The 23,792-nt window shown below is 65.5% G+C and carries 22 protein-coding genes; 15 read left to right on the top strand and 7 right to left on the bottom strand.

Annotated elements, in window-relative coordinates:
• Position 1: 1 nt before the first annotated feature.
• From PE061_RS05755 to PE061_RS05740, 4 genes are all read left to right on the top strand, one after another.
• Positions 2-808 carry an alpha/beta fold hydrolase gene (locus tag PE061_RS05755; protein WP_271258200.1) on the top strand — a complete coding sequence of 269 codons (807 nt, stop codon included), beginning with the start codon at positions 2-4 and terminating at the stop codon, positions 806-808.
• A 20-nt stretch (positions 809-828) separates the two neighbouring features.
• Entirely contained in the window at positions 829-1,248 is a 420-nt protein-coding gene (locus tag PE061_RS05750) for a TIGR01244 family sulfur transferase (RefSeq protein WP_271258199.1), read from the top strand.
• Between the two features lie 99 nt (positions 1,249-1,347).
• Entirely contained in the window at positions 1,348-2,538 is a 1,191-nt protein-coding gene (locus tag PE061_RS05745) for a CaiB/BaiF CoA transferase family protein (RefSeq protein WP_271258198.1), read from the top strand.
• Positions 2,539-3,189: an isochorismatase family protein gene (locus PE061_RS05740; RefSeq protein WP_271258197.1), complete on the top strand. Its 651-nt coding sequence runs from the start codon at positions 2,539-2,541 to the stop codon at positions 3,187-3,189.
• Here PE061_RS05740 and PE061_RS05735 read toward each other — a convergent pair.
• Genes PE061_RS05735 through PE061_RS05725 form a run of 3 tightly spaced genes read right to left on the bottom strand, consistent with a single transcriptional unit; the run spans position 3,176 to position 5,561 of the window.
• On the bottom strand, positions 3,176-3,958 hold the full coding sequence (locus PE061_RS05735) for a sulfite exporter TauE/SafE family protein (RefSeq protein ID WP_271258196.1): 783 nt from the start codon (positions 3,956-3,958) through the stop codon (positions 3,176-3,178). The two genes, PE061_RS05740 and PE061_RS05735, sit on opposite strands and share 14 nt — an antisense overlap.
• Before the next feature lie 3 nt (positions 3,959-3,961).
• Entirely contained in the window at positions 3,962-4,879 is a 918-nt protein-coding gene (locus tag PE061_RS05730; protein ID WP_271258195.1) for an MBL fold metallo-hydrolase, read from the bottom strand.
• 7 nt (positions 4,880-4,886) lie between these two features.
• On the bottom strand, positions 4,887-5,561 hold the full coding sequence (locus tag PE061_RS05725) for a GntR family transcriptional regulator (RefSeq protein WP_271258194.1): 675 nt from the start codon (positions 5,559-5,561) through the stop codon (positions 4,887-4,889).
• Positions 5,562-5,680: 119 nt separating this feature from the next.
• On the opposite strand from PE061_RS05725, the gene PE061_RS05720 reads away from it, so the two are divergent.
• The 3 genes from PE061_RS05720 to PE061_RS05710 are packed head-to-tail and all read left to right on the top strand — an operon-like array spanning position 5,681 to position 7,259.
• A complete protein-coding gene (locus PE061_RS05720; protein ID WP_271258193.1) occupies positions 5,681-6,424 on the top strand; it encodes an aspartate/glutamate racemase family protein in 744 nt (247 codons plus the stop codon).
• Positions 6,424-6,861, top strand: a complete 438-nt coding sequence (locus tag PE061_RS05715; RefSeq protein ID WP_271258192.1) for a nuclear transport factor 2 family protein — start codon at positions 6,424-6,426, stop codon at positions 6,859-6,861. Before PE061_RS05720 ends, PE061_RS05715 begins: the two co-directional genes overlap by 1 nt.
• Complete coding sequence (locus tag PE061_RS05710) at positions 6,861-7,259, top strand: nuclear transport factor 2 family protein (protein ID WP_271258191.1); 399 nt, start codon at positions 6,861-6,863, stop codon at positions 7,257-7,259. The genes PE061_RS05715 and PE061_RS05710 overlap by 1 nt, the downstream gene beginning before the upstream one ends.
• A 480-nt stretch (positions 7,260-7,739) precedes the next feature.
• On the opposite strand, the gene PE061_RS05705 is transcribed toward PE061_RS05710, so the two are convergent.
• Positions 7,740-8,147 carry a hypothetical protein gene (locus tag PE061_RS05705; RefSeq protein WP_271258190.1) on the bottom strand — a complete coding sequence of 136 codons (408 nt, stop codon included), beginning with the start codon at positions 8,145-8,147 and terminating at the stop codon, positions 7,740-7,742.
• Between the two features lie 118 nt (positions 8,148-8,265).
• Between PE061_RS05705 and istA the strand changes: the two genes are divergently transcribed.
• The 6 genes from istA (at position 8,266) to ppc (ending at position 16,130) form a co-directional block, all read left to right on the top strand.
• Positions 8,266-9,780, top strand: coding sequence for an IS21 family transposase (istA, locus tag PE061_RS05700; RefSeq protein ID WP_021238707.1), 1,515 nt, complete (start codon positions 8,266-8,268; stop codon positions 9,778-9,780).
• The gene (istB, locus tag PE061_RS05695; RefSeq protein WP_031304487.1) at positions 9,767-10,495 is read left to right on the top strand and encodes an IS21-like element helper ATPase IstB; all 729 of its coding nucleotides are present in this window, start codon (positions 9,767-9,769) and stop codon (positions 10,493-10,495) included. Before istA ends, istB begins: the two co-directional genes overlap by 14 nt.
• Positions 10,496-10,667: 172 nt before the next feature.
• A complete protein-coding gene (locus PE061_RS05690; RefSeq protein ID WP_271258189.1) occupies positions 10,668-11,237 on the top strand; it encodes a tyrosine-type recombinase/integrase in 570 nt (189 codons plus the stop codon).
• 126 nt (positions 11,238-11,363) lie between these two features.
• Positions 11,364-11,579 carry a hypothetical protein gene (locus tag PE061_RS05685; protein WP_271258188.1) on the top strand — a complete coding sequence of 72 codons (216 nt, stop codon included), beginning with the start codon at positions 11,364-11,366 and terminating at the stop codon, positions 11,577-11,579.
• Positions 11,580-11,678: 99 nt separating this feature from the next.
• Positions 11,679-13,418 (top strand): recombinase family protein, encoded by a 1,740-nt coding sequence (locus PE061_RS05680; protein WP_271258187.1) that lies wholly within the window; start codon positions 11,679-11,681, stop codon positions 13,416-13,418.
• A gap of 9 nt (positions 13,419-13,427) precedes the next feature.
• Complete coding sequence (ppc, locus tag PE061_RS05675) at positions 13,428-16,130, top strand: phosphoenolpyruvate carboxylase (RefSeq protein ID WP_271258186.1); 2,703 nt, start codon at positions 13,428-13,430, stop codon at positions 16,128-16,130.
• A gap of 42 nt (positions 16,131-16,172) precedes the next feature.
• On the opposite strand, the gene dapE is transcribed toward ppc, so the two are convergent.
• Entirely contained in the window at positions 16,173-17,309 is a 1,137-nt protein-coding gene (dapE, locus tag PE061_RS05670) for a succinyl-diaminopimelate desuccinylase (RefSeq protein ID WP_271258185.1), read from the bottom strand.
• 41 nt (positions 17,310-17,350) lie between these two features.
• On the opposite strand from dapE, the gene PE061_RS05665 reads away from it, so the two are divergent.
• Positions 17,351-17,803, top strand: coding sequence for a cupin domain-containing protein (locus PE061_RS05665; RefSeq protein ID WP_271258184.1), 453 nt, complete (start codon positions 17,351-17,353; stop codon positions 17,801-17,803).
• Positions 17,804-17,956: 153 nt separating this feature from the next.
• Here PE061_RS05665 and PE061_RS05660 read toward each other — a convergent pair whose 3' ends face one another.
• Positions 17,957-18,727, bottom strand: a complete 771-nt coding sequence (locus PE061_RS05660) for an alpha/beta hydrolase (protein ID WP_271258183.1) — start codon at positions 18,725-18,727, stop codon at positions 17,957-17,959.
• 109 nt (positions 18,728-18,836) lie between these two features.
• Positions 18,837-21,098 carry an NADP-dependent malic enzyme gene (locus PE061_RS05655; RefSeq protein WP_271258182.1) on the bottom strand — a complete coding sequence of 754 codons (2,262 nt, stop codon included), beginning with the start codon at positions 21,096-21,098 and terminating at the stop codon, positions 18,837-18,839.
• Positions 21,099-21,202: 104 nt separating this feature from the next.
• On the opposite strand from PE061_RS05655, the gene mutS reads away from it, so the two are divergent.
• Positions 21,203-23,782 carry a DNA mismatch repair protein MutS gene (mutS, locus tag PE061_RS05650; protein ID WP_271258181.1) on the top strand — a complete coding sequence of 860 codons (2,580 nt, stop codon included), beginning with the start codon at positions 21,203-21,205 and terminating at the stop codon, positions 23,780-23,782.
• Positions 23,783-23,792: the final 10 nt, after the last annotated feature.

The following is a 23,792-nucleotide window of genomic DNA, read 5'->3' as shown; positions in this document are numbered from 1 at the left end:
TATGCCGATCGTAGAGGCAAATGGGGCGAAGCTCTGGTACGAAGTTGAAGGCAGCGGTGACACCATCGCCTGCATCGGTGGGATCGGGCTTGTGTCCAACCAGTTCGATTATGTGACCCCGCTCCTCAAGGAAAAGGCATCAGTGCTGAACTGGGATTTCCGGGGGGTAGGCAAGTCGCGCCCCTTGCCCGAAGTGCACTATGCCGACTATGCCGACCAGGCGGCCGACCTGCTGGCGATCATGGATGATGCCGGGGTTGAAAAGGCACATATCTGGGGTTGCGCGTGCAGCCATATCGCCGTCAAGTTCGCGGCGGACTATCCGGACCGCACAGCGAGCCTCATCCTTTTCCCTTGGTACAGCCCGAAACGCACGATCAAGCACGTTTTTGATGCTGGCGTCGAACTCTCCTATGCGTTCGATTCCCTGGAATTCTGGTCAAAGATCATCGTCGAGCGCTTCAGTTCACCTCACATGACCAAGGAAATGGGAGAGTGGGAATCCTCTACGCTGTGCGCCAATCTCGATCCGGAGGCGTTTCGCGCCCTGTGGGCTGGGATGAAGGTCAGCGACCGCAGCTCCGATCTTCCCAAGATCAGTTGTCCGACGCTACTTCTGATGGGCGATGTCGGCGTGGCCGGTAACGAGGCCAACCAACATGCGATCCGACAGGTCGAGCAGGGGATCGCGGGCGATGTTGAAACAGCGCTTATCGCAGGCTGCGGCGGTACATTCTACATGATCGAGAAGCCGCAGGAGACAGTCGACGTGCTCACCGACTGGATGGCGCGTCACCCGATCGGTTGAGCTCCGGGAACAGAGAGAACATGTCGCCCCAGCTCGTCGAGATCGCGCCCAGCTTTACGGTGTGTGGCCAGCTCCTGCCCGATCACCTCCCCGGGATCGCCGCACAGGGCTTTACACTCGTTATCAACAACCGCCCGGACGGAGAGGAGGAAGGTCAGCCTGGAAGCGCTTCGGTCGGCCAGGCGCTGGCCGTACACGGGATAGACTATATCCATATCCCGGTTGTTGCGGGGAAATGGACCGAACCGTCGGTTGACGCCTTTCGCGAGGCGCTGGGCCGAGCGGGTGGGGGCAAGGTGCTTGCTTTCTGCCGTTCGGGAATGCGCGCTGCGGCGATGTGGGTGCTCGCTGCCGAACCCGAAGATCGCGCCGATGCGATCGAGGCGGTGAGCCGGGCGAAGATCGATCTGAGCAAGATGAGCGGCTTGGGGTTCGTTTAGAGACGCGGGGGCTTCACATGAGCGGCTCTTCCTTCACCCCGATTATGCACAGGACGAATCGGGCGGGCGCTCAGCTGTCTTCCAAACAGAGGAGAGACAATGGCTGAAAATAGGCACGGAGCCCTTGTTGGACTTCGGATGATCGAAATGGGACAGCTTATCGCTGGTCCTTTCTGTGGCCAGCTCATGGCCGATCATGGCGCCGAGGTGATCAAGATCGAATTGCCGGGTCAGGGCGATCCGATGCGTCAGTGGGGACAGGGCAAGCCTGTCTGGTTTCCGGTTGTGGGTCGCAACAAGAAATGCATCACGCTCAACCTGCGCTCTGCCAAAGGTCAGGATATCGTCCGTCGCCTCCTGAAGAATGCCGATTTCCTGCTTGAGAATTTCCGGCCTGGCACCCTTGAGAAATGGAATCTCAGCTACGAGGAGCTCCGCGCGATCAACAAGGGCCTGATCATGGTGCGTGTGTCGGGCTTTGGTCAGACGGGCCCCTATGCCGGCCGCGCGGGCTATGGCTCGATTGGCGAGGCGATGGGCGGGATGCGCTATCTTGCCGGCGATCCCTCCACCCCTCCATCACGGATCGGGCTTTCGATCGGGGACTCGCTCGCCGCGACCTTCGCCTGCCTTGGCGCACTGATGGCCCTTCATCGGCGTCATGTCACCGCAGAGGGACAGGTGGTCGACGCCGCCATTTATGAATCGGTGCTGGCGGTGATGGAATCGACTGTGCCCGAATATACAGAGGCCGGGCTCATCCGCGAGCGCACCGGCTCTATCCTGCCCAAGATCGCGCCGTCCAATGTCTATCCTTGCACCGATGGCGAGATATTGATCGGCGCCAATCAGGACTCGGTCTGGTCGCGGTTGGCTGACACGATGGGTAGGCCGGAGCTTGCGGTCGATCCACGCTACGCGGACCATGCCGCGCGGGGCGAACATCAGGAGGAACTCGATGCGCTGATCTCCGAATGGACGCGTGGATTCAAGACAGCCGATCTTCTCGTGCTGCTCGATGCCGGGGGCGTGCCCGCTGGCAAGATATATCGTGCCGACGACATGCTGGCTGATCCGCAGTTCACAGCGCGCGAGGCGCTGGTGAAGGTGGCACATCCCGAATTCAGTAATCTGGTGATGCAGTCGGTGTTTCCCAAGCTGTCCGAGACGCCGGGCGAAATCGCTTGGCCGGGCCCCATGATCGGCGCACATAATGAAGAAATCTATGGCGGCCTGCTCGGTATGAGCAACACCGAGATGGAGGCGTTGCGCGAGGAGGGCGTGATCTAGATGAGTGTAGAGGAAGGTAAAGCGTTGTCCGCCGACTATGCCCGGGCGGGCTTTGGCGGTACGCTTGGCCTTGGCCAGCACCCGGCGCTTATCATTGTCGATGTAGCGCGGGCCTATCTGGTGCCGGAATCCCCCCTCTACCTCACAACAGGAGAAGCCGCACTCGCGGTCAATATCACGCTTGCCGATGCTTTTCGTGCGGCGGAACTGCCGGTGGTCTTTACCCGCGTCCTCTACCAGCCCGGCGGTACCAACGGGGGACTGTTCTATCGCCGCGTGCGCGCGCTCGCCTGTTTTGACGAGGGAAACCCGCTCGGCGACTTCGATCCTCGGCTGACACCGTTTCGCGGCGATCTGGTGATTACCAAGCAATATCCCAGTGCGTTTTTCGGCACGAGCCTCGCCTCGACGCTGCACGCGCTGAGGTGCGATACTTGCGTCGTCACTGGCTTTTCCACGTCGGGCTGCGTGCGCGCGTCCGCACTCGATGCGCTGTGTTACGGTTTTCGCGCACTGGTGGCAGACGATGCCTCGGCCGATCGCGATCCGGTCGTCCATCGCCAGAATCTTTTCGATCTCGACCAGAAATATGCCGATGTCGTCTCCTCGGCGCTGCTGCTGGACAAGATCGCGGCGATCAGGGCTTTGTGATGAAGTCGAAGATGATATAGGCTGCCACCATGAAGATCATGCCGCTGAATACGAGATTGAGCGCGCCTTTTCGAGTGTAAAGCCTGCGTGACGCGAAGATGCCTGCAATGCCGCCGGCGATGCCGCCAGCGATGAAGACAACGGCGAGCGGCCAGTCGACGAGGCCGGACGCGGCATAATTGATCGCGGTGGTGAACCCGAACACGGTCACCGCGACCAACGAAGATCCGATCGCGTTGATCATCGGCATCCCTGTCGCGGCTATCAGCCCGGGTACGATCAAGAAGCCGCCGCCAATACCGAAAAAGCCAGAAAACAAGCCGGTCATACTACCATAAACGATTACCTTGGGAGCATTATGGCGTTGGCATTCCACATCGGGATTGCCGGAGTCGCTACGCTTTCGCAGCATCAACACGCCCACCGCGATCATCAGCAGCGCGAACAGGAAGAGCAGGCGATGCCCGTCGAAAACCTTGCCTGCACTCGACCCGAAATAGGCGCCAATCATGCCTGCCGCGGCGTAGATGCTCGCGCACTGCCATTTGACGGCGCGCGTGCGCGCGTGAGCGATAAGGTTGATACCGGCGTTGACCGCGACCGCGAGCGCACTTGTACCGATCGCGATATGCGGATTGGGAACACCCACCAGATAGACCATCAGCGGTACTGCGAGGATCGAGCCCCCACCCCCGATCAGCCCTAGGATGAAGCCTACCAACGAGCCCGAGACGGCGCCAAGCGCATACTGGAGAGGTTCGAGCATCATTGCCTAGAACATGTTGATCGGCAGCTTGAGATAGTGCACGCCATTGCCCTCGGGCTCGGGCAACCGCCCGGCTCGCATGTTGACTTGGATGGAGGGAAGTATCAGGCGGGGCATCCCGAGCGCCGCATCCCGTGCTTCGCGCATCGTGACGAAGGTGTCCTCGGTCGTTCCGTCGCGGACATGGATATTTCCCGTCCGCTCGGCGGCGACCGTGGTCTCCCAGGCGAAGTTGTCGCGACCCGCCGCCTTATAGTCATGGCAGAGGAAAAGCCGCGTCTCATCGGGCAGCGAGAGCAGGCGCCGAATTGAGCGGTAGAGCTGGCGCGCACTGCCGCCGGGGAAATCGGTGCGCGCGGTCCCATAATCGGGCATGAACAGCGTATCACCCACGAAAGTTGCATCGCCGATCACATACGCCATGTCTGCCGGCGTGTGGCCGGGAACGTGAAGCGCGATTGCCTCGATCGACCCAATCCGGAAGCGGTCGCCATTGCCGAATAAGTGGTCGAACTGTGATCCGTCGTAAGCGAAACGGGTGTCCTCGTTGAACACCTTGCCGAACGTGCGCTGGACAGTGACGATATCCTTGCCGATAGCGATCGTGCCGCCCAGCCGTTCCTTGAGGTAGGGCGCAGCCGAAAGATGATCGGCATGGACATGGGTTTCCAGGTGCCAGTCGACGGTGAGGTCTTCTTCGGCGACACAGGCGATAACCGCGTCGGCAGAGCGTGTTGCGGTGCGGCCGGAGGCGGGGTCGAAATCGAGTACGCTGTCGATCACTGCCGCCCGGTATGTGGCCGGGTCCCAGAGGAGATGAGTGGCGGTGAACGTATCCTTGTCGAAAAAGGTGCGGACAAGTGCGGGCGCCGCCCGGCCGGACTCGATGATTGCTCTGGCGTTCAAAAGAGATGAGTCGACCATCAATGCCTCAGGGACGGGTTTGGTTGGCCACAGCAACGCGGGTTTGCTGAAATTTATCGGCGAATGCGTGGAACGCGCGCCGAATGTGACTCATCATGATCGAACGCGCCCATTCGGCGTCGCGCCGCGAAAAGGCGGCAAGAAGCTCGGCGTGTTCGGTTTGGCTCTGGATAAGCTGTGCGCGATCATATTGCCGCGCGGTCTGCTGAACGACGGGCTGTTCGATCAGGCGGCCCAGCATACCCGAAAGACGATGGGACCCTGCGGAGTCGAGTATCTTGTTGTGAAACTGGGCATTGAGTTGCAGAAAATCCTGGAACACCTCTCCGGGTGTCCTAAGCGCCTCGGCCAGCCGGTCGTTGATGGCCTGAAGCTCGCATAGGTCGGTGCGGTCCATCCGCGCCGCACAACGCGCTGCTGCATGTCCCTCCAACATCCCGCGCAGTGCGAACATCTCGTCGATGTCATCTAGCGACCAGTCGCAGACGAAGGTCCGCGCGGCATCAGTCCTGCGTATGAAAAACTCCGCCTCAAGCCGTTTGAGTGCGTCGCGGACAGGGGTGCGGCTGACCCCGCACAGCGCTGCCAGTTCTTCTTCCCGGAGTTGGACGCCCGGCTGCAACAGTCCTGAAAGAATACGGGACTTTATTTCAAGATAGGCATGTTCGGCAGCTTTGGACATGGTTGAGCTCCTTTGTACTCATTTTTGTCGGCTCTTATTTCCTTTATAAGCCTATTTTCGCACTTGACCAGATATTTTGTATACAATAATTCTGCATTTGGTCAGCGAAGGGCAGTAGCATGAAACGTATAAAAGTCATCGTGCCGATTCCGATGGATGCCGCCGGCGTCGCCAACCGTGCGTCGCAATTGCCCCCATCTGTGATACGCTCAGGTTTCGTACCCGAATTTGTGGCGGTGCCCTGGGGGGCGGCGCTTGGCGACAGCTACCACGACATGCTTCTCATGGACTGGACGGTGTTCCAGACTGGTGTCAGCGCCGAGGGCGAGGGCTATGCGGGCGTGTTGATCGATACAGTGAGCGATTCTGGTCTTCGAGCGTTGCGCTCCCGCCTGTCGATTCCCGTCGTGGGGCCGGGCGAGGCGGCTTTCTGCGCTGCGATGATGCTGGGCAAGCAGTTCACCGTGCTCACCATGTGGCCTCAATGGTTCCCGCTCTATGAAAAGACGATCAGGGAATATGGCATCGACGATCGCCTCGCTTCGGTGCGGTCGATCAACACGCGACCGGATCTGAGCGAACTGCTGGCTGGCAAGGAAGAGGTGATCTTTGCCAGGCTCAAGGAGGAAGCGATGCGTGCGATCGAGGAAGATGGCGCCGACGTGATCGTGCTGGGCAGCACCACGATGCACCAGTCCGCCAACTATCTTGCCAGCGAATTGCCGGTGCCGGTGATCAATCCCGGTCTCGTTGCATACAAACAACTCGAAACCCTGATCGAGTTAGGGCTGAGCCATTCCAAGCGTGCTTATCCCTGTCCCGAAGTCCCAAAGGATGCCGAAATCCGGAAAGGTTGGTTCTGATGTCTGGAAACTGGACTGAAGCGGGCCCATGTGCCAAGCCCTTACCCTATCCCTTTTATGTCGACATTGTCACGAAGCGCTATTTCGATGGTGTCGACAACAAGAATCTCGCCCAGATCCTGAATTGCTTCACCGAAGACGCGGTGCTGACCGAGGTGACGAGCAACACCGTGCATCGCGGCCGTGATGAGGGTGTGGCGGCGATGTTTCGCAAGCTCTTCGCCGATTTCTCCGATATCTGGCATGGCAATTTCGTGATTACCGCCGATCCACAGGCCAATGCCGTGAACGCGCAGTTCACCGTGCTCATCACGCCCAATGGAGGAAGCGAGTTGCGGTACGAGAACGCCAACCGCTTCTATCTCAAGGACCGGCTCTTCCATCGCGTCTATGTCTATATGAGCGGTGACAATCTTCTGAAGAAGGGAGATATCTGATGCAGTATCAGCCCACGCTCGACCGTGATGGATTGATCCAGCTCGCGACGCAAAAGTATTTCGCCAGTGTCGATGCGAAGAACCTCGACGGCACGCTTGCCTGTTTTCACGACGAAGCATTATTCACCGTCCAGACCAGCTTTACCCGCCATGCGGGCAAAGCCGATATCAAGAGAATGTTCGAGGACTTTTTCCGATCCTATAAGGAAATCGTGCATAAGGATTTCGTGTGCACTGTGGATTCTGCGAACGGTCGTATCAGTGCCAGTTTTGAAGCTCTCTTGACTGGGCATGATGGTGAGGTGACGCAGCTTTTCAACACGAACTTCTGGCGTGTACGCGACGGCAAGTTCCAGGAAGTATATGTCTACATGAGCGGGAAGAATGTGCTCGTCTGAAGGCAGACCCAAGCGTCGCCCATACCGTCTCATCGCCTTAGCACCACCGTGGAATCTGGCTTGTCGGTAAAGCTGTCGCCCGAGCTCTCACCACCGGCCGAGCCCGAACCAGTGTGATAGCTCACGGGACAGTTTGCTTCGAATGGCAGGAAGAGTCCGAGCTCACGTGCACGCGGGTGGAGGAACGATTCTATCTGTGTATCGCGTTCGAGGCTGCGCGCGAGCCCGGCCATGCCTACGTTGATCTGTGCTTGTGCTCCTCGCCCAGAACTTCGCATTCTCCTGCTGCTTTCTGAGCCTGGTTCAGTCTTCGAAAAACCGATCGGCGCGACAGGCGGGATTGGTGCGGTAGCGCTGCGCCTCGTTGACCATAGCGCGCTCCTGCCGCTCGTCCGCGAGCGCGGTGGTATCGCGGTCAGAGGCTCTGCTGCAGGTTTGGTCTGTGAACTATACAAGCAGCAGCATGTCCGGCGGTCACCCTTAGACGGCGAGTTCGAGAATCTCGCAGTCTGAATTCCGCAGCGCACCGATCGCCGTTCCGATATTGAGGCCTCCAAACCCGTTGCGGGCACGGTATTTCATGACAAACAACTGGGTGCCGTTTTCCTGAACGGGACCGATGCTGGTTTCAATGTGCTGAAAGCTGTCGGGATCGCGTAGCTTTGCCGCGATGGCATACTCTATGCCTTGGATTGACCCGTCCCATGAAGAAGCACACTTGAACTGGGCTTCCTTTTGGGCCTGCTTCTCTTCTTCCTGCCTGCGGGCGGCTTCGGCAGCGGCTTTTTCGGCAGCCTCCCTAGCCTGTTGTGCTTCCCGTTCAGCCTTGCGCTTCTTTTCTTCTTCGGCCCAGCGAGCGCGATCCTCGTCCGTTGCTGTTACGGTCATAATTGAGGATCAGCGTGCAATAGGCACCCCCTTCGTGGGGTGATCGGCGTGCAAAAAGGACCCCTTCATCCCGGGGATTTAGTCGGCCGACTGGTTTTGATCAGTTGGCGAGAACGGGATGTTGATCGTGGAGACAGTGGTTCGGATTCGGCGTGAGCATGCAGCGGGTAAGGCGATCAAGGCGATCGCTCGTGACCTTCGTTTGTCGCGGAAGGTCGTCCGCAAAGCGATCCGGTCGCCGGAGGCGGCGTTCAACTATCAGCGCAAAGTCCAGCCGCTGCCGCGGATCGGTCCTTATCAGGATCGTCTCGATGCGCTGCTTGAGGAGAACGAAGGTCGCGGCCGCCGCGATCGGCTACGGATGACGCGTATCCATGACCTGCTGGTGCGCGAGGGGTTCGATGGATCCTATGATGCGGTGCGCCGCTATGCGGCGCGCTGGCGTGCTGCGCGGCGGAAGGATGCTGGCGAAGGCGCACCGGCGTTCATCCCGATGACCTTCCAGCCGGGTGAGGCCTACCAGTTCGACTGGAGCCACGAGGATGTGGAGATCGCCGGCAAGCCGATGCGGGTGAAGGTGGCGCATATGCGTCTCTGCGACTCGCGCGCACCCTATGTCCGGGCCTATCCGCGCGAGGGCCAGGAGATGCTGTTCGATGCCCATGCCCGGGCGTTCGCGTTCTTCGGCGGTGTGCCGCGACGCGGTATCTACGATAATATGAAGACGGCGGTGACGGCCGTGTTCACCGGCAAGGAGCGTGTGTTCAACCGCCGCTTCCTGATCATGACCGATCATTACATGGTCGAGCCGACCGCCTGCTCGCCGGCGGCGGGATGGGAGAAGGGCCAGGTCGAGCAGCAGGTCCAGACGATCCGAGGCCGCTTCTTCCAGCCGCGACTCCGGTTCGCCAGCCTGGCCGAGCTCAACGGGTGGCTGGAGGCCGAGTGCCGGCGCTGGGCCGAGCATCATGCCCATCCCGAACGCGGGGATATTACCGTCGCCGAGGCGCTGGATATGGAGCGACCGGCCCTGCAGCCGATCCTGGCACCGTTCGACGGCTTCCATGAGAGCGAGCATGCCGTCACCGGCACCTGCCTCATCAGCTTCGATCGCAACCGCTACTCGGTCATGTCGACGGCCGCACGCCGGACCGTTCAGGTGCGCTCCTATGCCGATCGCATCGTCATACGCTGCGGCGATGCGATCGTCGGGGAGCATGAGCGCCACTTCGGTCGGAACCGCACGATATACGATCCCTGGCATTATCTGCCGGTCCTCGCGCACAAGCCCGGCGCGCTGCGTAACGGCGCACCGTTCCAGGACTGGGATCTGCCGCCCGCCCTGCACCGATTACGGCGAAGGCTCGGCACCGGGGACGAGGCCGATCGCAGGTTCGTGCGGGTCCTCTCGGCGGTGCTCACCGATGGCCTGGAGCCGGTAGAGGCTGCCGTGCGCGAAGCGTTGGCGAACGGAACGGCCAGCGACGAGCTGATCCTCAACATCCTCTCCCGGCGCCGCGAGCCGGCGACACCCCACAGCATCGTCACTTCGGAAGACCGGATGCTGCAGCATCCTCCGCTCGCCGACTGTGCCCGCTATGATCTGCTGCGAGGCTATGATGCAGCGGCATGATATGATCGACACGATGCGCGGCCTCGGACTCAAGGGCATGGCGGCGGCGTTCGACGAGGCGGTCACCACCGGCCTCCAGCGCAAGCGCACCACCATGGAGATACTGACCGACCTGCTCCGTGCTGAGGCGACCCACCGGGATGCAGCCTCCATCCGCTATCGGATGACGGCTGCGAGGCTGCCCGTGGTGAAGGACCTGGAGCGGTTCAGCTTCGAGGGCACACCGATCAATGAGGAGATGATCCGCTCCCTTCACGATGGCTCCTTCCTCCCGCCTCGCCGCAATATCGTGCTGGTCGGCGGCACGGGGACAGGCAAGACCCACCTCGCCATCGCGATCACCGCCAATGTCGTGCGAAGGGGCGCTCGCGCCCGCTACTTCAACACCGTCGATCTGGTGACACGCCTCGAAGAGGAGACCCGGATCGGCAAAGGCGGGACCCTGGCGGCGCAGCTGTCGCGGCTCGACCTGATCGTGCTCGACGAGCTCGGTTATCTGCCGTTCGCCCGCTCGGGAGGGCAGTTGCTGTTCCACCTCATCAGCAAGCTTTATGAGCGGACCAGCGTCATCATCACCACGAACCTCGCCTTCGGCGAATGGCCGACCGTGTTCGGCGATCCCAAGATGACCACGGCGCTGCTCGACCGCGTCACCCACCACTGCGATATCGTCGAGACGGGCAACGACAGCTGGCGCTTCAAAAACCGCAGCTGACAGCCACCTTCGGCGCCTTCAAAAATCTATCTTGCGCTGCGCGCGCCTCCGGTCGGGCTACGCCCGCCCTCCGCCGCACGCAGCGCAAGGCCATCTTCAACAAACCAGCATCATATTATCCGAAAAGGGGGTCCCTCTTCGACGCCGATCGGGGGTCCCTTTTGAACGCCGTTTGACAGTCCTTGCCAGTTGCCCGATCCTGCGGCTTGCCAACCTGACAGCCATCGAGATCGGCAGACATCTGCTGTTCGATGGCGACCGTTATTGGCTCTTCTTCACCGAGGAAGAGACCAAGACCGCTCATCCCTATCAGGCGGAACTGTCGCCGGCGCTCAGCCCCTATATCGACATCTGGCTGCGCGACCACCGGCGCAGGCTGTTGGCACGCGGCAATGACGCGAGGACTGATCGGCTGTGGATCGACCGATGGGGCAAACCGATGGACGACGGGCCGATCCGCGCCCAGATCGAGAAACGCACTCAGGATGCCTTCGGTCGTCCCATCTGGCCGCACCTTGGCCGCAGCATCGCTGCGACCAGTTTCGTCGACCATGATCCCGATATGGTGGCGCTGGTGTCCGACCTGCTCGGCCATGCCGACCATCAGACCGCGCATAAATACTATATCCTGGCGAACGGCGTTCGCGCCCATGCGGCGGTGCAGTCGGCCTTCGAGGCTCGACGGCTGACCGCTCTCTCCCGTTACCGGGACGTCCGGAGGTTTCGGGATGAGGATGCATGATTTGCAATTAATTGCACAAGACAGGGCTCGCAGCCCGATAGGTTCGTTCCGGCCCGGTCTATCGGACGTACCGGGTTCACACGACCCCTCTGGTTGCGGATTTCCAGCGCGCATAGACACTTGGGGATGGACGCCAGGCGCACATCCCGCACCAGCCCCCACGGCAGCATGGCGCTGCGGCGGGATGGTGTGTGCCGCATTCATGAGGCGTGCCCTACGAATGATGACGCCCGGCTTGTCATCGAAGCCCATGAGGTCGACGCTGCTCTTATCCGTATCGCCGAGGCGGTCGGACGCCAGATCGCCCGCGAGCATATCCGTGCACGACGCGCGCAGGAATAGCACAAACGCCGGTCATCGTCGCGTCCGTGTCGCCTGGACAGGTTCTGCGCCCACAGCATTGCCGGCCGGTGCCCGGGACGGCGTGGGGAGATCGTTATCGTGATTCGTGTCGCCCTCTATGCCCGCTACTCGTCGGACCAGCAGAGCGCCGCTTCCATCGAGGACCAGCTTCGCATCTGCCGCGAGCGCGCAGAGCGCGAAGGTTGGGCCGCGGTGCAGACCTATGAGGATGCCGCGATCTCGGGCGCCAGCATCACGCTGCGCCCGGGCATCCGCGCGCTGCTGCGGGATGCCGAGCGTGGGGCGTTCGATGTCGTGCTCGCAGAAGCACTCGACCGTGTGTCGCGCGACCAGGCCGATGTCGCAACGCTCTACAAGCACCTCCAGTTCGCAGGCGTGACGCTGGTTACCCTCTCTGAGGGCGAGATCAGCGAGCTTCATGTCGGGCTCAAGGGCACGATGAACGCGCTGTTCCTGAAAGACCTCGCGAAGAAGACGCATCGCGGCCTGCGCGGGCGCATCGAGAAGGGGCTAGCGGCAAGCCGCGCCGCCTATGGCTACAAGATCTTACGGCGTCTGACGGCGGACGGCGAGCTCGTGCGCGGCGAGCGGACTGTTGATCCGGTCGAGGCCGAGGTCGTACGCCGCATCTTCCGGGCATTTGCCTGCGGCACCAGCCCGCGCGCGATTGCTCGCGACCTTAATGCGGAGGGCATCCCCGGTCCGGGTGGCCGGACGTGGCGGGACACGACGATCCGCGGCCATGCCGCGTGCGGCACCGGCATCCTCAACAACGCGCTGTATGCGGGCGTGCTCTCGTGGAACCACAAGCGCTACCTCAAGGACCCGGTCACGGGTCGGAAGGTCTCACGTCCCAATCCCGAATCGGAGTGGGTGCAGGTCGAGGTGCCGCACCTTCGCATCGTCGACGACGCGCTCTGGCAGGCGGTGCAGGCGCAGAAAGCGGTTCTGGCGAAACGGTTCGAGGCGGTTACGGCGGGCATGCGTGCAGCGCGAGCCCGCAAGCTGGGTGAACTGCGCCGTCCGGTCTATCTGCTCTCGGGGCTGCTGGAGTGCGGGGTGTGCGGCGGCGTCTACGGGATCGTGGTCAAGGGCCGCTACGGCTGCATCAACCGTCACCGCCACGGCACCTGCGGCAATCCCCGTACGATCCGCCGGGCAGCTCTGGAAGCGCGGGCGCTGGCCGGTATCCGGGACAGGCTTGTCTCGCCCGAGAAGGTCGGGGCGGCGGTCCGCGCCTATGCCGCGCAGATCAACGACGCGAATCGCGAACACCGTGCACAGGCCGAGGCCGACCGGCAGGCGCTCGGCAAGGTCGAGCGGGCCATCGCCGGGATCATGGCGGCGATCGAGGACGGCATGTACCAGCCCGCCATGAAGGCGCGCATGGTGGAGCTTGAAAGGCAGAAGGCCGAGATCACGGCGCGGCTGTCAGAAGCCCCGGCGAGCATCCCCGATATCCACCCCGGCATCGCCGATGCCTATCGGCGCAAGGTCGCAGGCCTGGTTGAAACGCTCGAAGATCCAGAGACGCGCACCGAAGCCGCTGCCGACATCCGTGCGCTCGTTGGCAAAATCGTCCTCATGCCGGGCGACAAGCGCGGAGAGGTTCATGCCACTCTCCACGGCGAACTCATGGGCATCCTCGACTTCGTCGGGGACGATGGCCCCAATGGGACGCCCTCACGCAAAGTTATAACGAAAGCGCCATACAGTTCTCGAAATCCACCGTTTTCGCCTCGCCCTGAGCGAAATGACGGCCGGTCCCCAAGGCTTTGCACGCGATCTCCTGTTGCGGTGCAGCATCGACGGGAATAGCGTTGCGGCATGAGCGCCGTTCCTCTCCGCCACCCCACCGCCGTGCTTTCCGACCGGGACGAGGTGCGCCACCTCGGCCGCCTGCTCGGCGACGTTATCCGCGACTTCGACGGCAAGGCGGCGTTCGACACGATCGAGGCGCTCAGGCAGGCCTCCGTCGCGGTGCCCCGCGACGACGCGCCGGAGCGGCGCGCGGAGCTGGCGCGGCTGCTCGCGGGCCTCAGCCTCGACGACGCGGTGCGCTTCATCCGCGGCTTCCTCAACTTCTCGCTGCTCGCGAACATCGCCGAGGACCGGCAGACGGCGATCATACCGGAGGGATCGGAAACCCGCCCCGAACGCCTCGAAGGCGCGCTCGCCGAACTCGCGCAGCGCGGCATCGCGCCCGGAGAGGTCGCGGCGACCTTGATGGGCGCGCTGATCTCGCCCGTGCTCACCGCGCACCCGACCGAGGTGCGGCGCAAGAGCGTGATCGACCGGGAAAGCGCCATCGCCGAACTCGTCGCGAACCGGCCCTCCGCGGCCGATCCTGCGGCGGTGGACGCGGAGCTTTACCGCCAGATCGCGCTGCTCTGGCAGACGCGGCCCCTGCGTGCCGTCCGCCTGCTCGTCGTCGACGAGATCGCGAACGCGCTGAGCGTCATGCGCGAAAGCCTGCTGCCGGTGCTGCCCGCGCTGCACCGCCGCGCGGAGGCGCTGCTCGGCGCCGAGGTCGGCAGCTTCCTGAAGCCGGGAAGCTGGATCGGCGGCGACCGCGACGGCAACCCGTTCGTGACCGCGGAGACGCTGCGCATCGCGCTCGCCGGGCAGGCGCGCGCGGCGCTGCAATACTATCTCGACGAGGTGCACCGGCTCGGCGCCGAGCTTTCGATCAGCGCCTCGATCGCGGGCATCACGCCGGAACTCGCGGCGCTCGCCGACGAAAGCGGCGACGAGTCCCCGCACCGGCAGGACGAGCCCTACCGCCGCGCGCTTTCGGGCGTCTACGCGCGGCTCGCGGAAACCCACGCGGACCTCACCGGCGCCCGCCCGCCGCGCGCCTCGACGCTGATCGCGGAGAGCTATGCGGCGCCGGAGGCGCTGATCGCCGATCTGGAGGTGGTGCGCGCCAGCCTCGTCGCACACGGCGGCGCGCGGCTCGTCGGCAGCCGTCTCGACGACCTGATCCGCGCGGTGTGCCTGTTCGGCTTCCACCTCGCGTCGCTCGACATGCGGCAGAACAGCGGCGTGCACCGCGCGGTCGTTTCGGAGCTGCTGCGCGAGGCGGGCGTATGCGCCGACTATGAAGCGCTCGATGCCGACGCGCGCACCGCGCTGCTGCGCCGCGAACTCGGGCACCGGCGCCTGCTCGCGAGCCCGTTCGCCGATTATTCGGAAACCGCGCGGAGCGAACTCGCCATCCTGCGCGCCGCCGCCGAGGCGCACGCGCGCTACGGCCCGGCATCGGTCCGCAACTACGTGATCTCGCATTCCACATGCGTCGCCGACCTGTTCGAGGTGTACCTGCTGCTGAAGGAGGTCGGCCTCTACCGCCCCGGCGCGGTTCCGGCGTGTGACGTCATGGTGTCGCCGCTGTTCGAGACGATCGAGGACCTCGAAGCCGCGCCCGCCGTGATGCGCGCGTTTCTCTCGATGCCGGAAGCGCGCGCGCTCGTCGATGCGCGCGGCGGCGTGCAGGAAGTGATGATCGGCTATTCGGACAGCAACAAGGACGGCGGCTACCTGACGTCGAGCTGGGCGCTGTTCGAGGCGTCGCAGGCGCTCGCCGACGTGTTCGCCGAGGCGGTCGTGCGGCTGCAACTGTTCCACGGGCGCGGCGGCACGGTGGGGCGCGGCGGCGGATCGGCGTTCGCGGGCATCCGCGCGCAGCCGCCGGGCACGGTCGGCGCGCGCATCCGCATCACCGAACAGGGCGAGGTGATCGCCTCCAAGTACGGCACGCCCGCGCTCGCCGCGCTCAGCCTCGAGACCATGACGTCGGCGACGTTGCTGGCGACGCTGGCCCCGCCGGAGACCGATCCCGCCGACCTCACGCGTTTCCGCACCGCGATGGAGACGCTGAGCGCGGCGGCGCGCGCGGCGTATCGCGGCCTCGTCTACGAGACGCCGGGCTTCAACAGCTATTTCCGCGCCGCGACGCCGGTCGGCGAGATCGCCGAACTCAAGATCGGCTCGCGGCCGTCCTCGCGCACCAAGTCCGACCGCATCGAGGACCTGCGCGCGATCCCGTGGGTGTTCAGCTGGTCGCAGGCGCGCGTCATGCTGCCCGGCTGGTACGGCGTGGGCTCGGCGCTTGCCGGGTTCGAGGACAAGGGCCTGCTGCGCGCGATGAACGCCGAGTGGCCGTTCTTCGCGGCGACGCTTTCGAACATGGCGATGGTGCTCGCGAAGTCCGACATCGCCATCGCCGCGCTCTACAGCGATCTCGTGGAGGACGAGGCGCTGCGTGCGAACGTGTTCGGCGCGATCAGCGCGGGCTGGCACCGCACGCGCGACTCGCTGCTGGAGATCACCGGCGCGGCCGACGTGCTCGGCGACGATCCCGTGCTCGCGCGCCGCATCCGGATGCGGCTGCCCTATATCGAGCCGCTGAACGCGCTGCAGGTGGAACTGATCCGCCGCTACCGCCGGGGCGAGACGGACGCGCGCGTGCGCGAGGGTATTCACCTGACGATCAACGGGATCGCGGCGGGGCTGAGGAACAGCGGGTAGGGAGCCATCCTCCCCTCCCTCTTCAGGGAGGGGCTTTAGTCTTTACGCGAAGTAATCCCGCAAAATGCGCCCGTAGATGCGGGTGAGCGCGTGGAGGTCGTCCACCGCGACGTGCTCGTCGGTCTTGTGCATCGACTGGCCGGGCAGGCCGAACTCGACGACCGGGCACAGGCGGCGGATGAAGCGGGCGTCCGACGTGCCGCCGCTCGTCGAGAATTCCGTCTCGACGCCCGTCTCGGCGCGGATCGCGTCGGCGAGGAGGGCGCTGAAATCGCCGGGCTCGGTGAGGAACGCCTCGCCCGAGATCTTCGCCTCGACGCCCGCGCCCGCGGTTTCGCGCGCGGCGACCTTCTCGATCCACTGCACGAGGCCCGCGCCCGTGTGCGCGTCGTTGAAGCGGATGTTGAGCCGCGCTTCCGCCTGCGCGGGGATCATGTTCACCGCCGGGTTGCCGACGGCGATGTCGGTGATCTCGAGGTTCGACGGGTCGAACCACGCGTTGCCGGTATCGAGTTCGCGCGCCTGCAGCGCGTGGAGGATGTTGACGAGGTGGCGGACCGGGTTGTCCGCCATGTGCGGATAGGCGACGTGGCCCTGCGCGCCGGTCACGCGAATCCACACGTTCACCGAACCGCGCCGCCCGATCTTCACCATGTCGCCGAGGCGGTGGCGGCTGGTCGGCTCGCCGACGAGGCAATGGTCGGGGACGTTGCCGGTCGCCTCCATCCAGTCGAGCAGGGGCTTGGTGCCGAACACGGCCGGGCCCTCCTCGTCGCCGGTGATGACGAGGCTGATCGAGCCCGTCGCGGGGCGGTTTTCGGCGGCCGCCGCGACGAACGCGGCGATGGCGCCCTTCATGTCCGCCGCGCCGCGCCCGACGAGCTGGCCGTCGCGCACCTCGGCGGCGAATGGCTCCACGGACCAGCCGTCGCGATTGCCGACCGGCACCACGTCGGTGTGCCCGGCGAAGGCGAAATGCGGGCCACCGCCGCCGATGCGCGCGAAGAGGTTGTGCACCGGGCCGTCGGGCGCCTCGCCCCACACGTGCCGCCAGACCTTGAAGCCGATCGCCTCCAGCGCCTCGGCGAGCACGGCCTGCGCGCCCTCGTCGCGCGGGGTGATGCTGGGGCAGTGGATGAGCGCGCGGGCGAGCGCGAGCGGGTCGATGGCGGCGGACATGAGAGGTGCTTATAATGCCGCCGCCGGCTTAAGGAAGCGCCATGCCGAAACTCGATCTCGATGCCGTCCCCGAAGTGTGCCGCACCGGTTATCCCGCGCCCTACGACGCTGCCGTCGCGGGCCGTCATTACCGGCGCCTTGCGGGGCCGGGCGGGCTCACCGATTTCGGCGTCAATCTCTGCCGCCTCGAACCCGGCGCGTGGTCGAGCCAGCGCCACTGGCACAGCCGGGAGGACGAGTTCGCCATCGTGCTCTCGGGCGAGGCGGTGCTGGTGACGAACGCGGGCGAGACCGTGATGCGCCCCGGCGACTGCGCGGCCTTCCCCAAGGGCGACGGCGACGCGCACCACTTCGTGAACCGGTCGGACGCGGACGCCGTGCTGCTCGTCGTCGGCAGCGACTTCGCCGACGACACGTGCACCTATCCCGACATCGACATGCACCTGCCGCGCAACGGCGGGTCGTTCACGCGCAAGGACGGCACGCCGTATTGATCGCGGCGATGCCGTGAAATCCTGCCGTCTTCTCTCCCGTCATACCGGCGCAGGCCGGTATCCATAACCACGGTCGTATGGATACCGGCCTGCGCCGGTATGACGAAGGAGGTATGGCGCGCGCAGTGTACGTACCGAAAGCGTGCGCCGTTTCTACCCGAGCGTCTTCAGGAAGGCGTCCATCTCCGCCGCGACCCTTTCGCGGATGGGATCGTGGAACAGCCAGTGCCCGGCGCCCACGATCTCGCGGTAGTCGGTGTGGCCGGTGAGCGCGCGGGCCGTCGCGCGGGCGACGGAGATGGGGGTGATGCGGTCGCGGTCGCCGACGACGACCAGCGCGGGCATCGAAAGCTTGCCGTAGTCCACCCGCGCCGCACGCGTCTTGTCGGCCCAGGGCATGGAGATCTGGAACAGCACGCGGCCCGAGTCCCACACCAGCTTCGCGATCTCCGCATTGGCGATGTCGTAGGGCACCTCGTTGAAGATGCCCCAGCGGGCGTGCTCGGCGTCGATCTTCGTCGGCTGCTTCCACCACTGGCGCTTCACCGCGATTCCGAACACGGTGCGCAGCGGCGCGAGCGAAATGCTCTGGGTTTCCGCGGTCGGCGCCGGGGAGAGCAGCATGAGCCCGCGCGCGCCGGTCGCCTCCGCCACCTTCTGGGCGAGCATGCCGCCCATCGAGTGGCCGACGATCACCGGGCTTTCGGGCAGCGTGCGCACCACCGCGGCGACGGCGTCCGCATAGTCCTGCACGCCGATGCTGGCGAGAATCGGCGACGGCGGCTCGGCGGGATCGACGTCGTGGTAGGGCAGCGCGGGCACATGGACGGCGTGACCGGCGGCGCGGTAGCGATCGGCGAACCAGTCCCACACGTGCGGCGTCGACCACATGCCGTGGATGAACAGAAGCGGCGGCCTCAACATCGTTTCAGACTAGACCCTCCCCCGGCCGTGTCAAAAGCATTCAATCCCAATTTTACAGCTTAGACAGCGATTCACGGTTCAGGCCGTAGAGGCCTGAACCGATCGCGGTCTAGTCGACGACGCCGCTGGCGGCGAGCACCGACATCGTCACGAGGTCGCTCGTCGTCGAGGTCATCGGCACGATCTGCACCGGCTTCGACATGCCCATCAGCAGCGGCCCGAACACGCGGCCGCCGCCAAGCTCCTTCAGCAGCTTGGCGGAGATGTTCGCCGAATGGAGGCCGGGCATGATCAGCACGTTGGCGGGGCCGGTGAGGCGGCTGAACGGATAGAGCTTCGCCATGTCGCGGTTGAGCGCGACGTCGGCGGACATCTCGCCCTCGTACTCGAAGCCGACGCGGCGGTCGTCGAGCACGGCGACGGCGTCGCGCAGCACGCCGGTGATCTCGCCCGGCGGGTTGCCGAAGTTCGAATAGGAGAGGAAGGCGACGCGCGGCGTCTTTCCCATGCGGCGGGCGACGCTCGCGGTCTGCTCGGCGATGTCGGCGAGCTGCTCGGCGGTCGGGCGCTCGTTCACCGTCGTGTCGGCGATGAGGAAGCTGTCGGAGCGGCCGACGACGAGATGGATGCCGAAGGGGATGTGGCGCGGCGCCGGGTCGATCACCTGCTGCACCTGGCTCAGCGTCTGGCTGAAATGGCGGGTGACGCCGGTGACGAGCACGTCGCCGTGGCCGAGCGCGACGAGCAGCGCGCCGAAGACGTTGCGGTCCTGGTTCACCATGCGCTGCGCGTCGCGGTAGAGCACGCCCTTGCGCTGGAGGCGCCGGTAGAGATGCTCGGCCATGCCGGGCACCAGCGGGCTGATGCGGCTGTTGTGGATCTCGAAGCTGGCGGCGTCCTCGACGCCGAGCCGCCTCAGCCCCTCCGTCACGCGGTCGTCGCGGCCGACGAGCACGGGGATGCCGTAGCCGGCGCTCTTGATCGTCATCGCCGCGCGCAGCACGATCTCCTCCTCGCCCTCGGCGAAGACGATGCGCTTGGGGTTGGCTTTCGCGGCGTCGTAGCTGTTCGAAAGCACGGCGGTCGTCGGGTTGAGCCGCGCGCGCAGCTCGGTGCGGTAGGCCTCCTCGTCGATGATCGGGCGCTGCGCGACGCCGGTCTTCATCGCGGCGCGCGCGACGGCGAGCGGGATCGCCTCGATGAGGCGCGGGTCGAACGGCGCCGGGATGATGTACTCGGGGCCGAACACCGGCTGCTTGCCGTAGGCGATGGCGACCTCGTCGGGCACGGTCTCGCGCGCGAGGTCGGCGAGCGCCTCGGCGGCGGCGATCTTCATCTCCTCGTTGATCGTCGTCGCGCGCACGTCGAGCGCGCCGCGGAAGATGTAGGGGAAGCCGAGGACGTTGTTGACCTGGTTCGGATAGTCCGAGCGGCCCGTCGCGATGATCGCGTCGGAGCGGACGGCGTGCGCGTCCTCCGGCAGGATCTCCGGGGTCGGGTTCGCCATCGCGAAGATGATCGGGTTGGGCGCCATCGCCTTCACCATCTCCGGCGTCACCGCGCCCGCGGCGGAGAGGCCGAGGAATACGTCGGCGCCCTGCATGGCGTCGAGCAGCGTGCGCTCCTCGGTTTCGATGGCGTAGGCGGACTTCCACTGGTTGAGGTTGGTGCGGTCCTTGTGGATCACGCCCTCGCGGTCGCACATGCGCACGTTGGTGCGGGGCATCCCCATCGCGATGATGAGCTCGGCGCAGGCGATGGCGGCGGCGCCCGCGCCGTTCACCACCATCTTCACGTCCTTGATCGACTTGCCGGTGATCCTGAGCGCGTTGATGAGGCCCGCCGACGAGATGATCGCGGTGCCGTGCTGGTCGTCGTGGAACACCGGGATGTTCATCATCTCGCGCAGGCGGCTCTCGATGATGAAGCAGTCGGGCGAGGCGATGTCCTCGAGGTTGATGCCGCCGAAGCTCGGCTCCATCAGCGAGATGGCGTTCACGAGCTGGTCGACGTCCTCGCTCGCCAGCTCGATGTCGATGGCGTCGACGTCGGCGAAGCGCTTGAACAGCACGGCCTTGCCCTCCATCACCGGCTTCGCGGCGAGCGCGCCGAGGTTGCCGAGGCCGAGGATGGCGGTGCCGTTGGAGATGACGGCGACGAGGTTGCCCTTGGCGGTGTAGTCGTAGGCGAGCACGGGATCGGCGGCGATCGCCTCCACCGGCACGGCGACGCCCGGGGAGTAGGCGAGGCTGAGGTCGCGCTGCGTCGCCATCGGCTTCGATGCGATGATCTCGATCTTGCCCGGGCGGCCCTGCGAATGGAATTGCAGGGCTTCCTGATCGCTGAACTTGACCGAACTGCCTTTTGACAAATGTTTTCTCCACCAAGGCGCCTGAGATCGCTATTAGCGTCCGCATGTGCGCCGACGCCAGTCCTCAATCCGTGAAATCTGTAAAAGCGGATTCCCCCTCGCCCATGATGGAGCAATATCTCGCGCTGAAGGCAGAGGCCGGGGACAGCCTGCTGTTCTTCCGCATGGGCGATTTCTACGAGATGTTCTTTCAGGACGCTGTCGCGGCGGCCGGCGCGCTCGACATCGCGCTCACCAAGCGCGGCCAGCACATGGGCGAGGACATCCCGATGTGCGGCGTCCCCGCGCACAGCCACGAGACGTACCTCGCGCGGCTGATTTCGAAGGGCTTCCGCGTCGCCATCGCCGAGCAGGTCGAGGACCCGGCGGAGGCGAAGAAGCGCGGCGCGAAATCGGTGGTGCGCCGCGCCGTGATCCGCGTCGTCACGCCCGGCACGCTCACCGAGGAAAGCCTGCTCGACGCGCGCAGCGCCAACCGGCTCGCCGCGGTCGGCGAGGCGGAGGGACGCATGGGCCTCGCGTGGTGCGATCTCTCCTCGGGCGAGTTCATGACCGCGCCGGTCGATGCCGCGCTCGTCGGCGCGGAGCTGGCGCGGCTGCGCCCGGCAGAGCTTCTGATCGCGGACGGCAGGGAGGCGCCCTCCGGGCATCTCGTTGCCGTGCGCCCGCGCGGCGACTTCGACAGCACGGCGGGCGAGCGCAAGCTCTGCCGCCGCTTCGACGTCGGCACGCTGGGCGGCTTCGGCGCCTTCACGCGCGCTGAGCTTGCGGCGGCGGGGGCGCTGCTCGCGTTCGTCGAGGCGACGCAGAAAGATGCCGCCGTGCGCCTGCGCCCGCCGGCGCGGCACCTCCCCGAAAGCGCCATGCTGATCGACGCGGCGACGCGCGCCAGCCTCGAACTCGCCGAGACCATGGCGGGCAGCCGCAAGGGCTCGCTGCTTGATTGCATCGACCTCACCGTCACCGGCGCGGGTGCGCGCCGCCTTGCCGCCGACCTCGCCGCGCCGCTCACCGATCCCGAAACCATCGCGAGCCGTCTCGATCTCGTCGGCTGGTTCGTCGGCGCGCCCACGCTGCGCGAGCGCGTCCGCGCCGCCTTGAAGCGCATCGCCGACATCGAGCGCGCGCTCGGCCGCCTCGCTGCCGGGCGCGGCAGCCCGCGCGACCTCGGCCTGCTGCGCGATGCGCTGTCGGGCGCGCTCGACCTCAAGCGGCTGCTTTCGGAAAACGAACTCGGCGTGCCGGCGATGCTGGCGGACTGTCTTGAACGCATCGGGCCGCACGGCGCGCTCGTCGAGGGCCTTGCCGCCGCGCTCGTGCCCGAGCCGGGCTTCTCCGTGTCCGACGGCGGCTTCATCGCGGAGGGCTTCGACCCCGCGCTCGACGAGCTGCGCGGGCTCGCGCAGGACGGCCGCCGCCACATCGCGGCGCTGGAGGCGCGCTACCGCGAGGCGACCGGGATCGCCGCGCTCAAGATCCGCCACAACAACGTGCTCGGCTATCACGTCGAGGTCTCGGCGCGCCATGCCGACCCGCTGATGGCGGCGGACAGCGGCTTCACGCACCGGCAGACGCTCGCGGGCGTTGTGCGCTTCAACAGCGTCGACCTAGCCGATCTCGCCGCGCGCATCGCCGAGGCGTCGACGAAGGCGCTCGCCGCAGAGGCCGCGCATTTCGTGGCGCTGCGCGAAACGGTGCTCGGGGAAGCGGAGGCCGCCGGGGAAACCGCCGCGGCGCTCGCGCGCATCGACGTCGCGGCGGCGCTCGCCGAGCTTGCCGCGCGCGGCGGCTGGGTGCGGCCCGAGGTGGACGCGAGCACCGCCTTCGAGATTCGCGGCGGGCGGCATCCGGTCGTCGAGGCGGCACTCGGGGCGAAGCGCGAGGCGTTCGTCGCCAACGACTGCGACCTCGGGCCGGACCGGCGGCTGTGGCTGCTCACCGGCCCCAACATGGCGGGCAAATCGACCTTCCTGCGCCAGAACGCGCTGCTCGCCGTGCTCGCGCAGACGGGCAGTTTCGTGCCCGCGCAGTCGGCGCATATCGGCGTCGTCGACCGGCTGTTCAGCCGCGTCGGCGCGTCGGACAATCTCGCCGAGGGGCGTTCGACCTTCATGGTCGAGATGGTCGAGACCGCGGCGATCCTGCGGCAGGCGACGGCGCGCTCGCTCGTCATCCTCGACGAGGTCGGGCGCGGCACCTCCACCTACGACGGCCTCGCCATCGCGTGGGCGGTGGTGGAGTCGGTGCACGACAGCCTCGCCAGCCGCTGCCTGTTCGCGACGCACTACCACGAGCTGACCGTGCTCGCCGACCGGCTCGCCGCCGTGCATCTCGCCACGGTGAAGGTGCGCGAATGGAAGGGCGAGCTCGTGTTCCTGCACGAGGTGATCGCAGGCGCGGCCGACCGCAGCTACGGCCTCGCCGTCGCGCGCCTTGCCGGGCTGCCGGAACTCGTCACGCACCGCGCGTCCGAGGTGCTCGCCCGGCTGGAGCAGGGCAAGGCGAAGACCGGCGGCATCGCCGCGGGGCTCGGCGACCTGCCGCTGTTCAGCGCCGCCGCGCCGGCGACACCGGCGCGCGACGCGCTGCGCGATGCGCTCGCGGCGCTGCGGCCGGACGAGATGAGCCCGCGCGCCGCGCTCGATGCGCTCTACGACCTCAAGCGCTTGGCAGACGGCGGCTGAGGGGCGATAT

The organism is Sphingosinicella microcystinivorans, assembly GCF_027941835.1.
Lineage (GTDB): Bacteria > Pseudomonadota > Alphaproteobacteria > Sphingomonadales > Sphingomonadaceae > Sphingosinicella.
The sequence above is the reverse complement of the archived record's forward strand: the minus strand, read 5'-3'. Positions and strand labels throughout refer to the sequence as shown.